We start from the raw sequence: 18,568 nt of genomic DNA on the forward strand, positions 1-18,568 counted from the left end.
GGAACCTCCGAGATCTCTATGCTTCGGGGATGCAACAGGACGAGGATTCCGGCCGGGTGACCCTGGCCCAGGTGGCCGATCAGGCCGGTGTCTCCGTTTCGACCGTCTCGAAAGTTTTGAACGGGCGCGAGGACGTGGCACGCAAAACCCGCCTGCGGGTGGAGCGCCTGCTGGAGCACCACGGCTACCGGCGGGGGGCCAGGTCGGCGCCCGACGCCCCGCTCATCGAGATCGTCCTGCACGAGATCGAGAGCCTGTGGACCATGGAGCTGATCCGCGGGGTGGAGAGCGTCGCCAAGGCCAACGACGCCAGCGTGGTGCTGACCGAGAGCGGCACCCGGCACTCGCCCGGCCCCGAGTGGATCAGCGGGGTGCTCCGGCGCCGGCCGCTCGGCGTCGTGCTGCTGTTCTCCAGCCTGGCGCCGGAGTACAAGAAGCGGCTGCGGTCCCGCTCGATCCCGTTCGTCATCATCGACCCGGCCGGGGACCCCGAGCCGGACGTGCCCTCGGTCGGCTCGGCCAACTGGTCCGGCGGGCTGGCGGCGACCCGGCACCTCGTCGACCAGGGCCACCGCCGCATCGCGATCATCACCGGTCCCGCGGACATGCTGTGCTCCATCGCGCGCCTGGACGGGTTCCGCTCGGCGATGAGCATGGCGGGGCTGGACGTCGACCCGTCGATGGTCTCCTACGGCGACTTCCACGTGCAGGGCGGCTTCGAGCGGGCGATGGACCTGCTCGGGCGGCCCGACCGGCCGACGGCGGTCTTCGCGGGGAGCGACCTGCAGGCGCTCGGGGTGCTGGAGGCCGCGCGGGTGCACGGGCTGCGCGTACCGGACGATCTGTCGGTCGTGGGGTACGACGACGTCGCCGTCGCCCCGTGGGCCAGCCCCGCGCTGACGACCGTCCACCAGCCGCTGCGGCAGATGGCGGAGTCCGCCACCCAGATCCTTCTCGGCATCCGGGCGGGGGAGGCCGTCGCCACCCGCCTGGAGCTGTCCACCAGCCTCGTTGTCCGCAAGAGCACCGCCCCGCCGCCCGCCACGGAGTAGGACCGGGCCGGTGAGATCGTTCCGGCGCGGAAAGCGTATGACCTGCCCACGGGGTCGAAATGTTTCGAAACCTGAAAGACTGTTCGGGCTGTTCGATCGAACAAAGCGATCAAGGTTGAATAAATAGACCGGTCGCCATAGTCTCAGTGCATGGCACCCCGAGGTGAGACGAGAGAGCGGGTCCTGCGGACGGCGGCGGAGCTGTTCCAGCGGCAGGGCTACCACGGCACCGGCCTCAACCAGGTCCTCGCGGACAGCGGGGCGCCGAAAGGTTCGCTGTACTTCCACTTCCCGGACGGCAAGGAGCAGCTCGCGTCCGAGTCGGTGGCGCTGTCCGGGCGGACGGTGGGCAGTGCGCTCGCCGAGGCCGTCCTCGCCGCACCCGACGCCCCCGCCGGAATCGCCGCCCTCGGGGAGCACTTCGCGCGCAGCCTGCTGGACTCGGACTTCAGCAAAGGCTGCCCGGTCGCGACCGTGGCGCTCGAGACGGCCGCCGAGAACGAGACCATCCGGGCCGCCTGCGAAGGCGCCTACGACGAGTGGCAGCGCGGCATCGCCGTCGCCCTGCGCGGATGGGGCGTCCCCGGGGAACGGGCCGAGCCGCTGGCCGCGATGGTCCTGTCGTCCCTGCAGGGCGCCATCATGCTCGCTCGCGTGCGGCGCGACGTGTCCGTCATCCACGCGGTCACACGGCAGCTCAGCGAGCTGGCCCACCCGCAATAGCCGGCCCCACCGCAATAGCCGGCGCGATTGCAGTAGCCGGCCCGACCGAAAGCCAAGGAGACCTCATGCGCGTTCATCATCTGGACTGCGCCCCCATGCGGGAGATCGAACCCGCCGACGAGGCGGGGACCGCGCTGAGCCCGGCGCGGGCCGCCGGGCACGTCCTGCTGGTCGAGACGGACACGGCCGGGCTCGTCCTCGTGGACGCCGGGATCGGCCTGGACGACATCGAGCACCCGTCCGAACGGCTTCTGGACGACTGGGTCGCGATGGCGGGGCCCACGCTCGATCCGTCCGCGACCGCCGTCCGGCAGGTCGAGGCCCTCGGGTACTCCCCCTCCGACGTCCGGCACGTCGTGCCGACCCACCTGCACCGCGACCACGCCGGCGGGCTGAGCGACTTCCCGGAGGCGGCGGTGCACCTGTTCGAGGCGGAGCGGGCGGACGGCGGCAAGACCCCGGCGCAACTCGCCCACGGCCCGAAATGGGTCGTCTATGAGGACGGGCGGGGCGACACCTGGCAGGGGTTCGGCGGCGTCCGGTCCCTCGCGGGCGTGCCCGAGGACATCCTGCTGGTCCCGCTGGGCGGTCACACCCCCGGGCACGCGGGCGTCGCGGTGCGCGACGGGGATCGCTGGCTGCTGCACGCGGGCGACGCGTACATGTACCACGGCGAGGTCGACCGTCCCGAGCCGGTCACGCATCCGCTGATGGAGCTCGTCCAGGCCGGCGGCGAGGTGGACCGGGAGCTGCGGCTCGCGAACGTCGACCGGCTGCGGGCGCTGGCGCTCGGTGGGGAGGTCGAGGTGTTCTGTGCCCACGACCCCTGGGAGCTGCAGCGTTACCGCTGAGAGAGGCCCGGCTCCGGGGAGAGACGCTGCGCCAGGGCGGTGTGGCGGCGTCCCGCGCCGGCCGTGCGGACCGCCGCGGCGAGGGCCCGGCGCGACCCGACCAGGACGACGAGCTTCTTCGCGCGGGTGATCCCCGTGTACAGGAGGTTGCGGCGCAGCATCATCCACGCGCCGGTCGTGAGCGGGATGACGACGGCCGGGTACTCGCTGCCCTGCGAGCGGTGGATCGTGATCGAGTAGGCGTGGGCGAGCTCGTCCAGCTCGTCGAAGGCGTAGTCGATGCTCTCGTCCTCGTCGGTCACGACGGTGAGGGACTGGTCTTCGAGGGAGACGGACGTGACGACGCCGACCGTGCCGTTGAAGACGCCCGCCTCGCCCTTGTCGTAGTTGTTGCGCAGCTGGGTGACCTTGTCGCCGACGCGGAAGACGCGTCCGCCGTAGCGGCGTTCCGACCGCGCATCGTCGTGCGGCGTCAGGGCTTCCTGCAACAGCATGTTCAGGGAGCCGGCGCCCGCGGCGCCGCGGTGCATGGGCGCCAGGACCTGGACGTCGCGGCGCGGGTCGAGGCCGAACCTGCGGGGGATGCGGTTGGCGACGACGTCCACGGTCATCTCGGCCGCCTCCTCCTGCTCCTCGCACGGGAACAGGAAGAAGTCGGGGTAGCCGCTGGTGCGGGGGTGGTCGCCGGAGTTGACGCGGTGCGCGTTGACGACGATGCCGGACTGCTGCGCCTGCCGGAAGATCTTCGTCAGCCGGACGCGCGGGATCACCTCCGCGCCGAGCAGGTCGGCCAGCACCTCGCCCGCGCCGACGGACGGGAGCTGGTCGACGTCCCCGACGAGCAGCAGGTGCGCGCCGCGCGGGATCGCCTTCACCAGTTTGTTCGCGAGGATCAGGTCGACCATCGAGCTCTCGTCCACCACGACGAGGTCGGCGTCGAGGGGGTTGTCCTGGTCGAACTTGGGGTCGCCGCCGGGCTGGAGCTGGAGAAGGCGGTGGACGGTCGCGGCCTCGTGCCCGGTCAGCTCGGCGAGGCGCTTGGCGGCCCGTCCGGTCGGCGCCACCAGGACGATCCTGGCCTTCTTCGCGGCGGCCAGTTCCACCACCGAGCGGACCGTGAAGCTCTTGCCGCAGCCGGGGCCGCCGGTCAGCACCGACACCTTCGACGTCAGCGCGAGCTTGACCGCGTCCTCCTGCTCGGAGGCGAGGGCCTGGCCGGTGCGCTGCTTCAGCCACGGCAGCGCCTTGCCCCAGTCGACGTCGGCGAACGCCTTCAGCCGGTCGGTGGGCGCGTCGAGCAGTTCCAGCAGGCCGCGGGCGAGGGACCGTTCGGCCCGGTGGAACGGCACCAGGTACACGGCCGGGATCGTCGCGGCGTCCTCCCCCTCCCCCGGGATCGGCTCCCGGACGACGCCCTCGTCGCCGGCCAGTTCGTCCAGCGCCGGGACGATCAGCTCCCGCTCCACGCCGAGGATCTTCTCCGCGGCCGTGACGAGGTTCGGCTCGGGCAGGAAGCAGTGGCCGTCGTCGGCGGCCTCCGACAGCGTGTACTGGAGCCCCGCCTTGATCCGCTCGGGGCTGTCGTGCGGGATGCCGACGGCCTGCGCGATCGTGTCGGCCGTCTTGAACCCGATGCCCCACACGTCCGACGCCAGCCGGTACGGCTCCCGGCGGACGATGTCGACGGACTCGTCCCCGTACCGCTTGTAGATGCGGACGGCCAGGGACGTCGAGACGCCGACGCCCTGCAGGAAGACCATCACCTCCTTGATGGCCTTCTGCTCCTCCCACGCCTCACCGATGCGTTTGGTGCGCTTGGGACCGAGGCCCTGGACCTCGACGAGGCGTTCCGGCTCCTCCTCGATGATCCGGAGGATGTCGGTGCCGAAGTGCCCGACCATCCGGTCGGCCATGACCGGCCCGATCCCCTTGATCATGCCGGAGCCGAGGTAGCGGCGGATGCCCTGCACGGTCGCCGGCAGGACGGTCGTGTACGACTCGACCTCGAACTGCTTGCCGTATTTGGGGTGCGACCGCCACCGTCCGACCAGGCGCAGGCTCTCCCCCACCTGCGCACCCAGCAGCGCGCCGACGACGGTGAGTAGATCGCTGCCGCTCTTGGCGGTCGCCACACGGGCCACGGTGTAGCCGGTGTCCTCGTTGGCGTAGGTGATCCGTTCCAGGACGGCCTCGAGTTCCGCGGGTCGCGGCGGCGTGGCATGGGGCGTCGAGGAGGTCGGCACGAACATCATGATGGCTCATCCGGGCGTCGCGCCGGCCGAGATCTCCAGCACGCCCGTCTCGGTGACGAGCGCGGTCACGAGGCGGGCGGGCGTGACGTCGAACGCGGGGTTGAATCCGCCCACTCCGGCCGGGGCGGTCCTCGCGCCGCCCCAGGCGAGGATCTCCTCGGCGGGACGTTCCTCGATCGGGATGCCGCCGCCGTCCTGGACGGCCGGGTCGACGGTGCTCCACGGCGCGGCGACGACCAGCGGGATGCCCGCCGCCTCGCAGGCCAGCGCCACGCCGACCGAGCCGATCTTGTTGGCGGTGTCGCCGTTGGCGGCGATGCGGTCCGCGCCGATGACGGCCACGTCCGCCAGCCCGCGCAGGATCGTGCTCGGCGCCGCGGCGTCCGCCTGGACGACGCACGGGATCCCCGCCCGGTCGAGTTCCCACGCGGTGAGCCGGGCACCCTGGAGGAGGGGACGCGTCTCGTCCACGAGGACGAGCTCGATGCGCCCCCGCGCGTGCAGTTCCCGGACGACGCCGAGGGCCGTCCCCCACCCGGCCGTCGCGAGCGCACCGGCGTTGCAGTGCGTGAGGACGCGCAGGGGGCGGTCTCCGATGCGGCCGAGGATCCAGTCCGCGCCGAACGCGCCGATAGCCCGGTTGCCGCGTACGTCCTCGTCCAGCAAAGCCTGGGCCTCCGCCGCGACGGCGTCGGCGCCCTTGCCGACTAACGGCAGGACGCGGTCGACGCCGGCGGCCAGGTTCACCGCGGTCGGCCGGGCCTCCCGGACGCGGACGATCGCGGCGTCGCGCAGGCCGTCGTCCCAGCGCTCCCGCGCCGCCTCGCGCACGGCGATGGCGACGCCGAACGCGCCCGCCACGCCCAGCGCGGGGGCGCCGCGCACCACCAGCCGCCGGATCGCGTCCACGAGCGTGTCGACATCGCGGGCCACGACGTACTCCACCCGGGCGGGCAGGACGGTCTGGTCCAGCAGCCGCAGCCCGTCGCCCGTCCACGTGATGGTGCGCACGTCGCTCGTCATGGCGTTCATGATGCCCGGAAAATTCCGTGAACTCCCACGCCATCGGACGTTCAGCGTGCACCGTCACACTGCGTGACCTGCGAGAACTTGACACGGGTCGAACTTGTGTTCGAAATTGTGCAGGAGCCACGGACGACCTGTGGGGCGAAAGGAGGACGACCGTGCCGGAGGCGGCGCTGCGGGAGCTGGTGCTGGACACGGCACCGCGTGATGCCGGCCTGCGTGATGCCGTACAGCGTGATGCCGTACAGCGTGATGCCGGCCTGCGTGACACGGTGCCCGTGCTGCCGGCGCTGCACCCCGTGCTCCCCGGCGGACTGCGGCCCGGCTCGGTCATCGGTCTCGGCGGGTCCGGCCCCGCGTCCCCCGGCAGCGCGTCCCTCGGCCCCGCGTCCCTCGGCAGCGCGTCCCTCGGCAGCGCGCTCGTCGCGGGCGTCTCGCTTCACGGCGGCGAGGAAGGCACGGGCGGCTGGTGCGGCGTCGTCGGCCTCCCCGGCTTCGGTGTGGCGGCCGCCGCGGGGATGGGCGCCGCCCCCGAACGCCTCCTGCTCGTCGACGATCCCGGCGACCGCTGGCCCGACGTGGTCGCCGCGCTCTGCGAGGCCGTGGACCTGGTTCTGCTGTGCCCGCCCGAACGTCCTGGCGCCGCCGCCGTCCGCCGCCTGTCGGCGCTGGCCCGCAAGCACGGCTGCGTCCTCACGCTGACCGGCGCGTTCGCCCGCGACTGGCCGGGCACCCGGCTCCGGCTCCGCCTGGACGACGTCGACTGGGAGGGTCTCGCGGACGGCCACGGCCGCCTCACCGGCCGCCGCGTCCAGATCGTCGCCGAGGGCCGTGACGCGCCCGGCCCCGGCCGCCGAGCCCGCGTCTGGCTCCCCGCCCCCGACGGCACGGTGCAGCCCGACGAGACCGTCCGGCCGCCTCTGGAACTCGTCCCCGAACCCGTCGCCGAGGGGGGTCGGGGCCATCCGCGGACTTCCACCCTTCCGCCGCGCGTGCGCGTGCCCGCCGAGGAGGGGATCGCGTGACGCGCGTCCTGGTCGTGTGGTGCCCGGACTGGCCGGTGACGGCGGTGGGCGTGGACGCGTCCACCGCCGGTGCCGCGGTGGTGCAGGGGCAGGTGGCGGCCTGCACGGCGGCGGCGCGGGCAGCAGGAGTCCGGCGCGGCCAGCGGCTCCGGGACGCGCAGCGGCGATGCCCTGAACTCGTGGTGCGGGAACGGGACGCCGACGCGGAGGGGCGCCTGTTCGAGACCGTCGCCGAGGCCGTCGCAGAGCTGACGCCGCGCGTGGAGGTGGTGCGGCCGGGCCTGTGCGCGCTGCCGGCGCGCGGCCCGGCCCGGTTCTACGGGGGCGAGGAGGCACTGCGCGTCCTCGTGCAGGACACCGTCGTCGAGGCGGGCTACGACTGCGGGTCGGGCGTCGCGGACGGGCTGTTCGCCGCGGAACTGGCCGCGCGGGCCGGGGAGGGCGGCGTCGTGGTCGCGGAAGGCGGGGCGGCGGCGTTCCTCGCCCCGTACCCGCTGTCGGTCCTGGACAGGCCGGACCTGGCGGACCTCCTGCGACGCCTGGGCGTCAAGACGCTCGGGGACTTCGCGGCGCTGCCGTCCGGTCACGTCGCCGCGCGGTTCGGGACGGACGGGGCGCTCGCGCACCGCCTGGCCAGGGGCGAGGAGCCGCGCCCGCTCGCACCCGCCAAGGCCGCCGCGGACCTGTCGGTGCGGGCCGCGTTCGACCCGCCCGCCGAACAGGCCGAGCGGGTCGTCTTCGGGGCGAAGCGGCTCGCCGCCGAGCTGCACGAGGGGCTCGCGGCGGGCGGGCTGGCCTGCGTCCGGCTGGAGGTCGCGGCCGGGTTCGCGGACGGGCACGTGCTGCGGCGGCTCTGGCGCCACGACGGCCTGTCGGCGCTGGCGGTGGCCGAGCGGGTCCGGTGGCAGCTGTCGGCGTGGCAGCCGCAGGGCGCCCAGGCCGAGCACATCTGGGGCGGGGTCACATGGCTGGAGCTGGCACCCGACCAGATCGTCCCGGACGGGGGAAGGCAGGACGCGCTGTGGGGCCGCACGGCCGTCACCGACCGCATCGCCCGTGCCGCCGACCGCATCCAGGCGCTGCTGGGGCACCAGGGGATCACCCGGCCGGTGCTGGTGGGCGGGCGCGGGCCGGGCGAGCGGGTCGTCCGGGTCCCGGTCGGCGACCTGGCGCCCTCGGGTCTGCCCGACGGGCCGTGGCCGGGTCGCGTGACCGGGCCCGCGCCCGCGGTCGTCCCGGCGGCACCGTCCCACGTGGAGCTGGTCGACGCGGCCGGCGACGCGGTGGTGGTGTCGGCGCGCTGCGAGGTGTCCGCGCCGCCCGCCATGCTCACGGTCCGGGGACGCCACGCCGCGGTGACCGGCTGGACGGGCCCGTGGCCCGCCGACGAACGCTGGTGGGACCCGGACCGGTCGCGTCGCAGGGCACGTTTCCAGGTCACCACCGACGACGGCGACGCCTACCTGCTCACCGTCGAGGGCGGCCGGTGGCATGTCGAGGCCGTGTATGACTAGGCCCCGTATGACCGGGCGCGCACTGACCGGGCGCGCACTGACCGGGCGCGCACTGGCCAGGCGCGCACTGGCCAGGGGACGCTGATGGGGTGGCACAACCCGCCGATCCCGTGGCGGGAGTTCGAGGAGCGGCTGTCATGGCGTCCCCCCGAACGGCGACCGGACGAGCCGCCGGAGGCGCCCCGCCTCCCGCGCCGTGGTGTCCAGGACGGTGCCGTCGCGGACGTGCCGTGGGCGGAGCTGCACTGCCACTCGTCGTTCAGTTTCCTGGACGGGGCCAGCGACCCCGCGTCGCTCGTCGCGGAGGCGGCGCGGCTCGGCGTGGAGGCGATGGCGATCACCGACCACGACGGCATGTACGGGGCGGTCCAGTTCGCGCAGGCCGCGAACGACGCCGGCATCGGGACGGTGTTCGGCGCGGAGCTGAGCCTCGGCCTGCCGGGGCCGCAGACCGGGGAGCCCGACCCGGCCGGACGGCATCTGCTGGTGCTCGCGCGCGGCGCCCCGGGGTACGCGCGGCTCTGCTCGGCGATCACCGCCGCGCAGCTCGCTGGCGGGCGCAAGGGCCGTCCCGTGTACGACCTGGACGCCCTTGCCGACGCCCACGGCGGGCACTGGACGGTGCTGACCGGATGCAGGAAGGGCCCGGTCCCGGCGGCGCTGGAGGCGGGCGGGCCGGACGCGGCGGAGCGGGAGCTGCGGAACCTGGCCGGCATGTTCGGCCGGGAGAACGTGTTCGTCGAGCTGATCGACCACGACCAGCCGGACGACGACCACCGCAACGACACCCTGTACGCACTGGCCGGGCGGGCCGGGGTGGACGTGGTGGCGTCCAACAACGTGCATTTCGCGGCGCCCGGGGCCGACGCGCGGCTGGCGCAGGCGATGGCGGCGGTCCGGGCCCGCCGCAGCCTGGACGACATGGTCGGCTGGCTCCCGGCGGGCGGCACGGCCCACGTCCGGAGCGGCGCGGAGATGGCCAAGCGGCTGGCGCGCTTCCCCGGCGTCCTGGAAAGAACGGTCGCTCTGGCGCGGGAGTGCCGGTTCGGCTTCGACGTCGTCGCGCCCCGCCTGCCGGACTGGCCCGTCCCGGAAGGGCACACCGAGGCGAGCTGGCTGCGGCACCTGGTGAAGGAGGGCGCGCTCAAGCGGTACGGGCCGCCGGAGCGGGAACGGATCTCCGGCGCTTACGAGCAGATCGCCAAGGAGCTGGACGTCATCGAGCAGCTCCGCTTCCCCGGCTACTTCCTGATCGTGCACGACATCGTGGAGTTCTGCCGAGGCAGGGGCATCCTGTGCCAGGGACGGGGATCGGCGGCGAACTCGGCGGTCTGCTACGCGCTCGGCATCACGGGTGTCGACGCCGTCCGGCACGGGCTGCTGTTCGAGCGGTTCCTGTCACCGGGACGGGACGGGCCGCCCGACATCGACCTGGACATCGAGCACCGCCGCCGCGAGGAGGCCATCCAGTACGTCTACGGCAAGTACGGGCGCGAATGCACGGCCCAGGTCGCGAACGTCATCAGCTACCGGCCGCGCATGGCCGTCCGCGACGCGGCACGGGCGCTCGGCTTCTCCCCCGGGCAGCAGGACGCGTGGTCGAAGGGCATCGATCCGCGCGACCCCGTCGGTTCCGAGTCCGACATCCCCGCGTCGGTGATGGAGCTGGCGAAGCGGATGCTGACGCTCCCCCGGCATCTCGGCATCCACTCCGGCGGCATGGTGATCGCCGACCGGCCCGTCGGGGAGATCTGCCCGATCGAGTGGGCGACGATGCCGAACCGCAGCGTCCTGCAGTGGGACAAGGACGACTGCGCCGCGGCCGGGCTGGTGAAGTTCGACCTGCTCGGCCTCGGCATGCTCGCGGCGCTGCACGACTGCTTCGACCTGGTGGAGGAGCACCACGGGCGGCGGTACGACCTGCAGTCGGTCCCGGCCGAGGACCCCCTCGTCTACGACATGCTGTGCGACGCCGACACGGTCGGGGTGTTCCAGGTGGAGTCGCGGGCGCAGATGGCGACGCTGCCTCGGCTGAAGCCCCGCGAGTTCTACGACCTGGTGGTGGAGGTGGCGCTGATCCGGCCGGGGCCGATCCAGGGCGGGTCCGTCCACCCGTATCTGCGTCGCCGCAAGGGCATGGAACCCGCGGCGTGCCCGCATCCGCTGATGGAGCCCGCCCTGTCGCGGACGCTAGGCGTGCCGCTCTTCCAGGAGCAGATGATGCAGCTCGCCGTGGACTGCGCCGGGTTCACCCCGGCGGAGTCCGACCAGCTCCGGCAGGCGATGGGTGCCAAGCGCGCACCCGAGCGCGTCGAGCGGCTGAAACGGCGCCTCCTGGACGGGATGGCCGAACGCGGCATACCGGCCGGCATCGCGGAGGGCGTGTACGAGAAGATCCTCGGCTTCACCGGGTTCGGTTTCCCCGAGTCGCATGCGCAGAGCTTCGCGCACCTGGTGTACGCGAGCGCCTGGCTGAAGCGGCATTTCCCGGCCGCGTTCACCGCCGCCCTGGTGCGTAACCAGCCGATGGGCTTCTACAGCCCGCAGAGCCTTCTGGCCGATGCCAGACATCATGGTGTCGTGGTCAGGGGCGTGGACATCAACGCCAGCGACGTCCACCCGACGCTAGAGGAAACGGGCCCGGCCGACTCCGCGGCCGGCTCCGGGGTCGATTCCGCGGCCGACTCCGGCCATCCGCACGCGCCCGCCGAGCCTCAGCCCGCGATCCGGCTCGGCTTCACCGGCATCCGCAACCTCGGCGACGAGACGGCGGAGGCCGTCGCGGCGGGCCGCCCCTACACGAGCATGGAGGACCTCGCCCGGCGGGTACCGCTGTCGGCCGGCGCCCTCGAGGCGCTCGCCACGGCGGGTGCGTTCGACCGCTTCGGCCTGTCACGGCGCGAGGCGCTGTGGGCGGCGGGTGCGCTCGCGGGCTCCGGCCCAGGGCAGCTCGAAGGGGTGACGCCCGGCGCGTCCGCACCCGCGCTGCCGGCGATGACGCCGATCGAGGAGACGCTCGCCGACCTGTGGGCCACCGGCGTGTCCGGCACCCATCCCGTGGCGCACGTCCGGGAGGCGCTGGACGAACTGGGCGCCCTGTCGTCCAGGCGGCTCGCCGAGACGCCGGGCGAGACCAACGTCGTCGTCGCCGGGCTCGTCACCCACCGGCAGCGCCCGCCGACCGCCGGCGGCATCGTGTTCATGACGCTGGAGGACGAGACCGGCATCATCAACGTCGTGTGCCCGCCGCAGGTGTTCAAGCGGCACCGCGGCCTCGCCGTCGACTCGCAGGCGCTGCTGGTCAGCGGGCGGCTGGAACGCGCCGACGGCGTCGCCAACGTCCGCGCGACCCGGCTGCGGCGCCTGCCCGTCCCCGGCCGCGTCCGAGCCCGCAACTTCCACTGAGCAGTACCCGCCGGCACTGAGCAGTACCCGCCGGCCCGTACCCCTGGCCCGTACCCCCGGCCGGATAGTCCGGCGGACGCTAGAACCTCGCCGCCTCCTCTGACATCGTAAGGAACGGTTGGGCCGCGTGCCGCCGCGTGGGCGGCCGCCAAGACGCGGCTCGTGGGCGAAAGGTGATCTCTATGGACGGCCCGCGAGCGTCTTCTCTGCGCGAACTGCGCCCGGAAGACCCCACGCGGATCGGCCGGTACCGCATCGAGGCCAAGATCGGCGAGGGCGGGATGGGCGCGGTGTACCTCGGCCGCGACCCCGACGGGCGTGCCGTCGCGGTGAAGGTCGTGCGGTCCGCGCTGTCCGACGACCGCACGTTCCTCGCCCGCTTCCACGACGAGGCCGCCAACGCGCAGCGCGTCGCGTCGTTCTGCACCGCGCAGGTACTGGAGCACGGCGACGACCTCGGCCTCGCCTACATGGTCACCGAGTACATCGAGGGCCCGTCCCTGCTGGAGCACGTCACCGAGAACGGCGCACTGTCCCCCGGGATGCTGCACGGAGTCGCGGTCGGGGTTGCCGCCGCGCTCGTCGCCATCCACAGCGCCGACCTGGTGCACCGCGACCTCAAGCCCAGCAACGTGCTGCTGTCCATCTCCGGGCCGCGGGTGATCGACTTCGGGATCGCCCGGGCGCTGGACGTGGCGTCCGCGCACACCCGGACCGGCCAGGTCGTCGGCACCCCCGGCTGGATCGCGCCCGAGCAGATCACCACCCAGCAGGTCACCCCCGCCGTGGACGTGTTCGCGTGGGGCTGCCTGGTGGCGTTCGCCGCGAGCGGCCGCAACCCGTTCGGGCAGGGCCCGTTCCAGCTCATGGCGGCCCGCGCCGTGCACGCCGAACCCGAGATCGGGGAGCTTCCGCGGTCGCTGGCCCGGCTCGTCCAGTCCGCGCTGCGCAAAGACCCCGAGCAGCGGCCGGACGCCCGCGACCTGCTGCTCGCCCTCGTCGGCGGCGCGGCCGAGGCCGACGTGACGACCGAGCTGGGCGAGTCGTGGGCGCCCCCGCCGGACGATCCCGGCGCCACCTCCCGGGACGTCACCGCACGGTCCACCGCCTCGCCGCCCGTCGCGGCAGCCGCGCCCGCGGCTCCGGCTCCATCCCTCGCTCCGTCTCCGCCTCCTTCTCCCGCTTCATCGCCCGCTCCCTCTCCGGCACCGGCTCCGGCTCCGGCTCCCTCTCCGGCTCCGGTGACGGATCTGGCGCCGGAATGGCCGCTGGAACAGACCGTCCAGGAACCGAGAACCGAGTCGGCGTACGATCCCGGCAGCGCCGAACCCGGCACCGCCCCCGTCACGGAACACCGGTTCGCCGCGCCTCCTCCCGTGCTGCCCCCGGTCCCCGGCTGGCCCGACGGCCCGGGCGGGCAGCGTGGCCCGGACCCGCAGGGCGGGCGGCGTGCGCAGGGTGGGCTGTCCCGGCGCACCACGCTCATCGCCTCGACGATGGTCGGGGTGCTGGTCGCGGCGGCCGTGGCCGGAGGGATCTACTACTTCAACCGGCCGTCCGGCGAGACGGGGAACAAGGGCGGCCCGGCGGCGTTCCCGTCCGCGCCCTTGCTCGTCCGGATCGACAACGAGGCGGGCTGGCCGAAGTCGTGCCACGCCGACATCGGCATCTACAAGCCCGGCGAACCGGCCGCCACCAAGCTCATCGGCGGAGACCGGTGCGAAGTACTGCCCGAGCCGTCCCCGGACCGCAGCCGCATCGCGTTCACCCGCACGGGCGGCGGCAAGGCCGAGGCGTGGGTGATGAACGCCGACGGCAGCGGTGCGCGGAAGGTCACCGACACCGCGGGCGGACGGGTGACCTGGTCGCCGGACGGCACACGCCTCGCGTACATGGGCGAGGTCGACGACACCCGGCAGATCTTCACGATCACGCTGCAAGGGCACCGGGTCACACAGCTCACCGACGACGACTCGCCCAAGGACGATCCGATGTGGTCGTCCAAGGACAAGCTCGTGTTCTGGAGCGAGCAGGACGGCGTCCTGCAGATCCACACCCTCGACCCGAACCGTCCGCGGTCCGCCTGGACGAGGCTGACCAAGGACGGCGTGCGCGCGAACGACCCCGAATGGTCCCCCGACGGCTCCAAGATCGCCTACACCCGGGGCCCGGACGACAGCACCTCGATCTGGGTCATGAACGCCGACGGGTCCGGCGCCCACGCCCTCACCGCGGGAGGTCCGAAGGACATGGACCCGGCGTGGTCCGCCGACGGCCAATGGCTCTGCTACGTACGCGGCAAGGTCACCGATCCGGTGATCCGCGCAGTCCGGGTGGACGGCACCGGCGACCGGGTGATCACCCCGCAGGGCCACACGTTCGGGCACCCCAGCTGGATGTAGCGCGGGCCGCCACTACCCTGCCTCGGACGCGATGGCGACATGACACCTGGGTGAGACGCGGCGGGCCGGCGCTCGCGGTCGTGGTCCTGTTGAGCGGCGGCTACCTGTGGTTCTGGCTCCGCTCCCCCCGAACACCGGGTGGGGCAGATCTGTACGGCCCCTACGCCGTACCGATCCCCGACGACAAGGAGCCTGCGGGTATCCGCGGTGCCTCCATGTGGGCATCGGCCGCCTGCCAGGACGTCCTGGGCACCGCCCGGTACCGGGCATGGCCGCAGCACGAGAAGCGTCTGTTCACCTCCGAGGACGGCGGCCCCGCCCTGGACCGCTCACCGACGCCGAACTCGCGGACTTCGCCCGCTTCGCCGAGTCGTCCGCCGCCCGACACGGCTGCGAGGCGCCCGTCCTGCCCCCGGCGGCCGACCCCTGACCAATCGCCGACCCCACCCACCAGCCTGCCACCCGGCCCGTCGCCGGCCCGTCGCCGACCCGTCGCCGACCCGTCGCCGACCCATCACTGGTCCGCGCCGGGACTCAGCCGGTGATCATGTCGAGGCGGCGCAGGATCACGCCCTCGCGCAGCGCCCACGGGCAGACCTCCAGCTCGCTCAGCTCGAACAGGTCCATCGCGGCGTCCGCGACGATCGCGCCGGCGAGCAGCTGCTGGGCGCGCCGCTCGGAGACGCCCGGCAGCCCGGCGCGTTCGGCGGACGGCATCGGCGCGAGCTTCTCGGCCCACTCGGTCAGGTCGGCGCCCGCCAGGGCACGCCGCTGGTACGGCCCGTCGGCGGTGGGGGCGGCGCCGCCGATCCGGGCGAGCTGCTTGAAGGTCTTGGACGTGGCGACCGCGTGGTCGGCCGGACCGTACCGGGAGACGTCCCCGACCCGGCGGGCGATCTCCGCCCGGACATGCCGGCGCAGGTCGCGGACCTCGTCCGGGGACGGCGGGTCGGCGGTGAACCGGTCACGGGTGAGACGGCCCGCGCCGAGCGGCAGCGAGAACGCCACATCCGGTTCCTCGTCGATCCCGGACGCGATCTCCAGCGAACCGCCGCCGATGTCCACCACGAGCAGCCGGCCCGACGACCAGCCGAACCAGCGCCGGACGGCGAGGAACGTCAGCCGCGCCTCCTCCTCACCCGACAGCGACCGTATGTCGATCTCCTTGTCGGCGCGGACCCGCGCGAGGATCTCCTCACCGTTCACGGCGTCGCGGACGGCGGAGGTCGCGAACGCGACGAGGTCCTCGACGCCTTTGTCCTCGGCGATCTGCAGCGCCTCGTCGACGAAGTTCCGCAGCAGGGCCTCGCCCTCCTCGGACAGGCGGTCATTCTCATCGAGGTGGGCGGTGAGCTGCAGGTCCGCCTTGTGGGAGTACGCGGGGAGGGGCCTCGCCCCCTCGTGCGCGTCCACCACCAGGAGGTGCACCGTGTTCGAACCCACGTCCAGCACGCCGAGTCGCATGGGCAAAAAGTATCCGACGGCCCCGCCGCAATTCGGGACGGGCAGGCCGAAACCATCATGACCGGCCTGTTTCCGCACGTGAGGCGGGGGACGGGGCACAGCAATGTGGCCACCGGGCACGCTGCGTGGTCCGGACGACACCCGGCCGCGGCGCGGTGCCGGGCATGGACACGGGTTCGGAATACCGACTCCGCGCCCGCACCAGCCGCCGAACCCGGTGGATCAGCCCGGTGGATCAGCCCGGCGGATCAGGCCAGCGGATCAGGCCAGCGGGTCAGGCCGGCGGCAGTTCGTCCGCCGTCGGATAGGAACTTTGCGCCCCCCTCTTGCGGACGGCGGCCGCACCCACGCGGGTGGCGTAGCGGGCCGCGTCACGCAACGAGTCGCCGCGGGCGAGCCGGAGGCAGAGCGCGGCGGTGAAGGCGTCGCCCGCGCCGGTCGTGTCGACGGCCTCCGCCTTCGGGGACGGGATCGACGCCGTCCCCTCACCACCGGCGACCACGACCCCCTCGGCGCCGAGCGTGACGACGACCGACCGGGGCCCGGACCGGACGAGCGCCGCCGCCATCTCCTCCGGCTCCTCCGGGCCACCGTCGCCACCGCCACCGCCACCGCCCAGCAGGTAGGCGGCCTCGTGTTCGTTGACGACGAGCGGGTCGCAGAGTGCCAGCAGCCCCTCCGGGACGGGGGCGGGCGGCGAAAGGTTCAGCACCACCCGTCCACCGGCGCCGGCCGCGGCGCTTGCGGCCGCCTCGACGGCGGGCATCGGCACCTCCAGCTGGAACGACACGACGGACGCGCCGGCGATCATGTCGCCGGCCGCCGCGATGTCGTCCGGGCCGAGCCGCGCGTTGGCGCCGGGCGAGACGATGATGCTGTTGTCACCGTCCGGCCCGAGCGTGATCAGGGCGACGCCGCTGGGCGCGCCCTCGGTGGTGGTCAGGTGGGCGAGGTCGACGCCGTCCGCGGCGAGGGCCGCGCGCAGGAACCCGCCGTGCCCGTCGTCACCCACCCGTCCGACGATGCCGACCCGCCCGCCGAGCCGGGCCGCCGCGACGGCCTGGTTGGCGCCCTTACCGCCCGGATGGGTGGCGAGGTCGGAACCGAGTACGGTCTCCCCCGGAACGGGCCTCCGCTCGACGCCGACCACCAGGTCCGCGTTGACCGACCCAACGACGACGACGTCCCAATCACGCGAGCCTTGCCCATCACGCGAGTCTTCCCGATCATGCGGGTGCTGTCCGATCACGGTGTAACCGACTACACGCGCCGGGGCCTCCAGCGCAACTCATGTCGCTACCGACTGCGCAGCTCAGCGAGGTCCACCACCTCCGCCAACTCCTCCACGGACGCGTAGTAGCCACGCCCGGCAAGCGCCCCGTTCCGCGTGACCAGAAACGCGCTATGACGGCGCACACCGGCGAACTCGGCCAGCACCCGGTGCGCCCCACTAAGCCGCACCGTCGCAACCCGCACCCCACCGGCCCCCGTCCAACTCCCCCGACCATCCCCCATAGACAGAACGTTACGACCCTTAACATTCCGTAACGCACATGACCCTATGCCGACACCTTCCCTACCCCCGACGCCTTCCCCACCCCGACGCCTTCCCCACCCGACGCCTTCCCTGCCGCGACACCGTTCCCTGCACCGACGCCGTTCCCTGCACCGACGCCGTTCCTGTGCCTATAGGGGTTCTGACGCCAACGCGGATCCGGTGTCGGCACCGGTCCTGTGCTCACGTGGTGTCCTATACCGTGGTGCGCCGTGAGCGAGGTGCACGAATCCCGGTTGGCGCGCCGGGTGACCGAGGCCGCCGACGAACTGCTGCGCCGGTCACGCTCGGTCGCCCCCGTGGACGTTTTCGCCCACATCGGCTGGATCAACGCAGCACAGGTCGACCGCTGGCGGCAGGGCCGGCTCGACCATCTGCACGACGCGATGAACGTCCGTCCAGACAAGATCGCCAACGCCCTGCGGGCCCTGCGCGCCTGGGCGCAGGCACGGAACCTCGAACCCGCCGAGACCGCCTACACCGCCGCCACCCGTGACCGCCGTCCCCTCCGCTTCACCGCCGACGGCGGCGAACCCGCCGAACGCGAACACCGCACGCACTGGATCTCCCCGGACCTGACGCCCGCCCAGCGCGACCGCGTCACCGCGCGCGACGCCAAGGTCCCTGACCTCGTCGTCCTGCAGGCGGTAGCCGAGTGGACGTGCGGCGGCTGCCACGGCACCGGCGACTTCAAGATCGTCGAAGATTCGGTGCCGCTCTGCATGGCCTGCGCCGACCTCGGCCACCTCGTCTTCCTGCCCGCCGGAAACGCCGCGCTCAGCCGCCGGGCCAAGAAGGAGAGCGGGCTGTCGGCCGTCGTCGTCCGGCACAACCGGCGCCGCAAGCGCTACGAGCGGCGCGGCATCCTGGTCGAGGAGTCCGCGCTGGAGCGGGCCGAGGAGCAGTGTCTCGCCGACGAAGACGCACGGGCCCGCCGACGCGACCGTGCCCGCGAGCGCCGCGCCGAACAGGATGCAGAGTTCGTGACCCGGATGACGGCCGAGATCGTCCGGCTGTTCCCGGGCTGCCCCGCGGACCGTGCCGCAGAGATCTCCCGGCACGCGGCCCTACGCGGCAGCGGCCGTGTCGGCCGGACCGCCGCAGGCCGCGACCTCGACGAGGACGCCGTCACGCTCGCCGTGGTCGCGTCCGTCCGGCACCTGGACACCGGCTACGACGCCATGCTGATGGCGGGGGTGCCCCGGCGCGACGCGCGCGACCGCATCCGCGGGGACGTGGACAGCGTCCTCACCACGTGGCGCCAGGCCTGACGCCGCGCCAATCAACCACAGCGCCGCC

Annotated in this window: 12 protein-coding genes; 8 read left to right on the forward strand and 4 right to left on the reverse strand. The window is 73.4% G+C overall.

Going from position 1 to position 18,568, the window contains the following annotated elements; translation table 11 throughout:
• Positions 1-29 precede the first annotated feature (29 nt).
• From ACGFK0_RS00080 to ACGFK0_RS00090, 3 genes are all read left to right on the forward strand, one after another.
• Positions 30-1,052, forward strand: a complete 1,023-nt coding sequence (locus ACGFK0_RS00080; RefSeq protein ID WP_392897699.1) for a LacI family DNA-binding transcriptional regulator — start codon at positions 30-32, stop codon at positions 1,050-1,052.
• Positions 1,053-1,202: 150 nt separating this feature from the next.
• Positions 1,203-1,775: a TetR/AcrR family transcriptional regulator gene (locus ACGFK0_RS00085; protein WP_392897702.1), complete on the forward strand. Its 573-nt coding sequence runs from the start codon at positions 1,203-1,205 to the stop codon at positions 1,773-1,775.
• 65 nt (positions 1,776-1,840) lie between these two features.
• Entirely contained in the window at positions 1,841-2,626 is a 786-nt protein-coding gene (locus tag ACGFK0_RS00090; RefSeq protein WP_392897705.1) for an MBL fold metallo-hydrolase, read from the forward strand.
• Here ACGFK0_RS00090 and ACGFK0_RS00095 read toward each other — a convergent pair.
• Together ACGFK0_RS00095 and mtnA are read right to left on the reverse strand one after the other, a co-directional pair.
• Complete coding sequence (locus tag ACGFK0_RS00095; RefSeq protein ID WP_392899549.1) at positions 2,617-4,875, reverse strand: ATP-dependent RecD-like DNA helicase; 2,259 nt, start codon at positions 4,873-4,875, stop codon at positions 2,617-2,619. The two genes, ACGFK0_RS00090 and ACGFK0_RS00095, sit on opposite strands and share 10 nt — an antisense overlap.
• A 9-nt stretch (positions 4,876-4,884) precedes the next feature.
• Complete coding sequence (gene mtnA, locus ACGFK0_RS00100) at positions 4,885-5,901, reverse strand: S-methyl-5-thioribose-1-phosphate isomerase (protein ID WP_392897708.1); 1,017 nt, start codon at positions 5,899-5,901, stop codon at positions 4,885-4,887.
• Between the two features lie 161 nt (positions 5,902-6,062).
• Here mtnA and ACGFK0_RS00105 point away from each other — a divergent pair, with 161 nt between their 5' ends.
• The 4 genes from ACGFK0_RS00105 to ACGFK0_RS00120 all read left to right on the forward strand — a co-directional run bounded on the left by ACGFK0_RS00105 (position 6,063) and on the right by ACGFK0_RS00120 (position 14,250).
• Positions 6,063-6,929, forward strand: coding sequence for a hypothetical protein (locus tag ACGFK0_RS00105; protein ID WP_392897711.1), 867 nt, complete (start codon positions 6,063-6,065; stop codon positions 6,927-6,929).
• Positions 6,926-8,443 carry a DNA polymerase Y family protein gene (locus ACGFK0_RS00110; RefSeq protein ID WP_392897714.1) on the forward strand — a complete coding sequence of 506 codons (1,518 nt, stop codon included), beginning with the start codon at positions 6,926-6,928 and terminating at the stop codon, positions 8,441-8,443. The genes ACGFK0_RS00105 and ACGFK0_RS00110 overlap by 4 nt, the downstream gene beginning before the upstream one ends.
• 84 nt (positions 8,444-8,527) lie before the next feature.
• The gene (locus ACGFK0_RS00115) at positions 8,528-11,848 is read left to right on the forward strand and encodes an error-prone DNA polymerase (RefSeq protein WP_392897717.1); all 3,321 of its coding nucleotides are present in this window, start codon (positions 8,528-8,530) and stop codon (positions 11,846-11,848) included.
• Positions 11,849-12,030: 182 nt separating this feature from the next.
• A complete protein-coding gene (locus tag ACGFK0_RS00120) occupies positions 12,031-14,250 on the forward strand; it encodes a protein kinase (RefSeq protein ID WP_392897720.1) in 2,220 nt (739 codons plus the stop codon).
• A 534-nt stretch (positions 14,251-14,784) separates the two neighbouring features.
• Here ACGFK0_RS00120 and ACGFK0_RS00125 read toward each other — a convergent pair.
• Together ACGFK0_RS00125 and ACGFK0_RS00130 are read right to left on the reverse strand one after the other, a co-directional pair.
• On the reverse strand, positions 14,785-15,714 hold the full coding sequence (locus ACGFK0_RS00125; protein WP_392897723.1) for a Ppx/GppA family phosphatase: 930 nt from the start codon (positions 15,712-15,714) through the stop codon (positions 14,785-14,787).
• Between the two features lie 274 nt (positions 15,715-15,988).
• Positions 15,989-16,963, reverse strand: coding sequence for a ribokinase (locus tag ACGFK0_RS00130; protein WP_392897726.1), 975 nt, complete (start codon positions 16,961-16,963; stop codon positions 15,989-15,991).
• Between the two features lie 518 nt (positions 16,964-17,481).
• Here ACGFK0_RS00130 and ACGFK0_RS00135 point away from each other — a divergent pair.
• On the forward strand, positions 17,482-18,540 hold the full coding sequence (locus ACGFK0_RS00135; protein WP_392897729.1) for a DUF2293 domain-containing protein: 1,059 nt from the start codon (positions 17,482-17,484) through the stop codon (positions 18,538-18,540).
• The last annotated feature ends 28 nt before the right edge of the window (positions 18,541-18,568 follow it).

Source organism: Spirillospora sp. NPDC048823 (assembly GCF_043198445.1).
Lineage (GTDB): Bacteria > Actinomycetota > Actinomycetes > Streptosporangiales > Streptosporangiaceae > Spirillospora.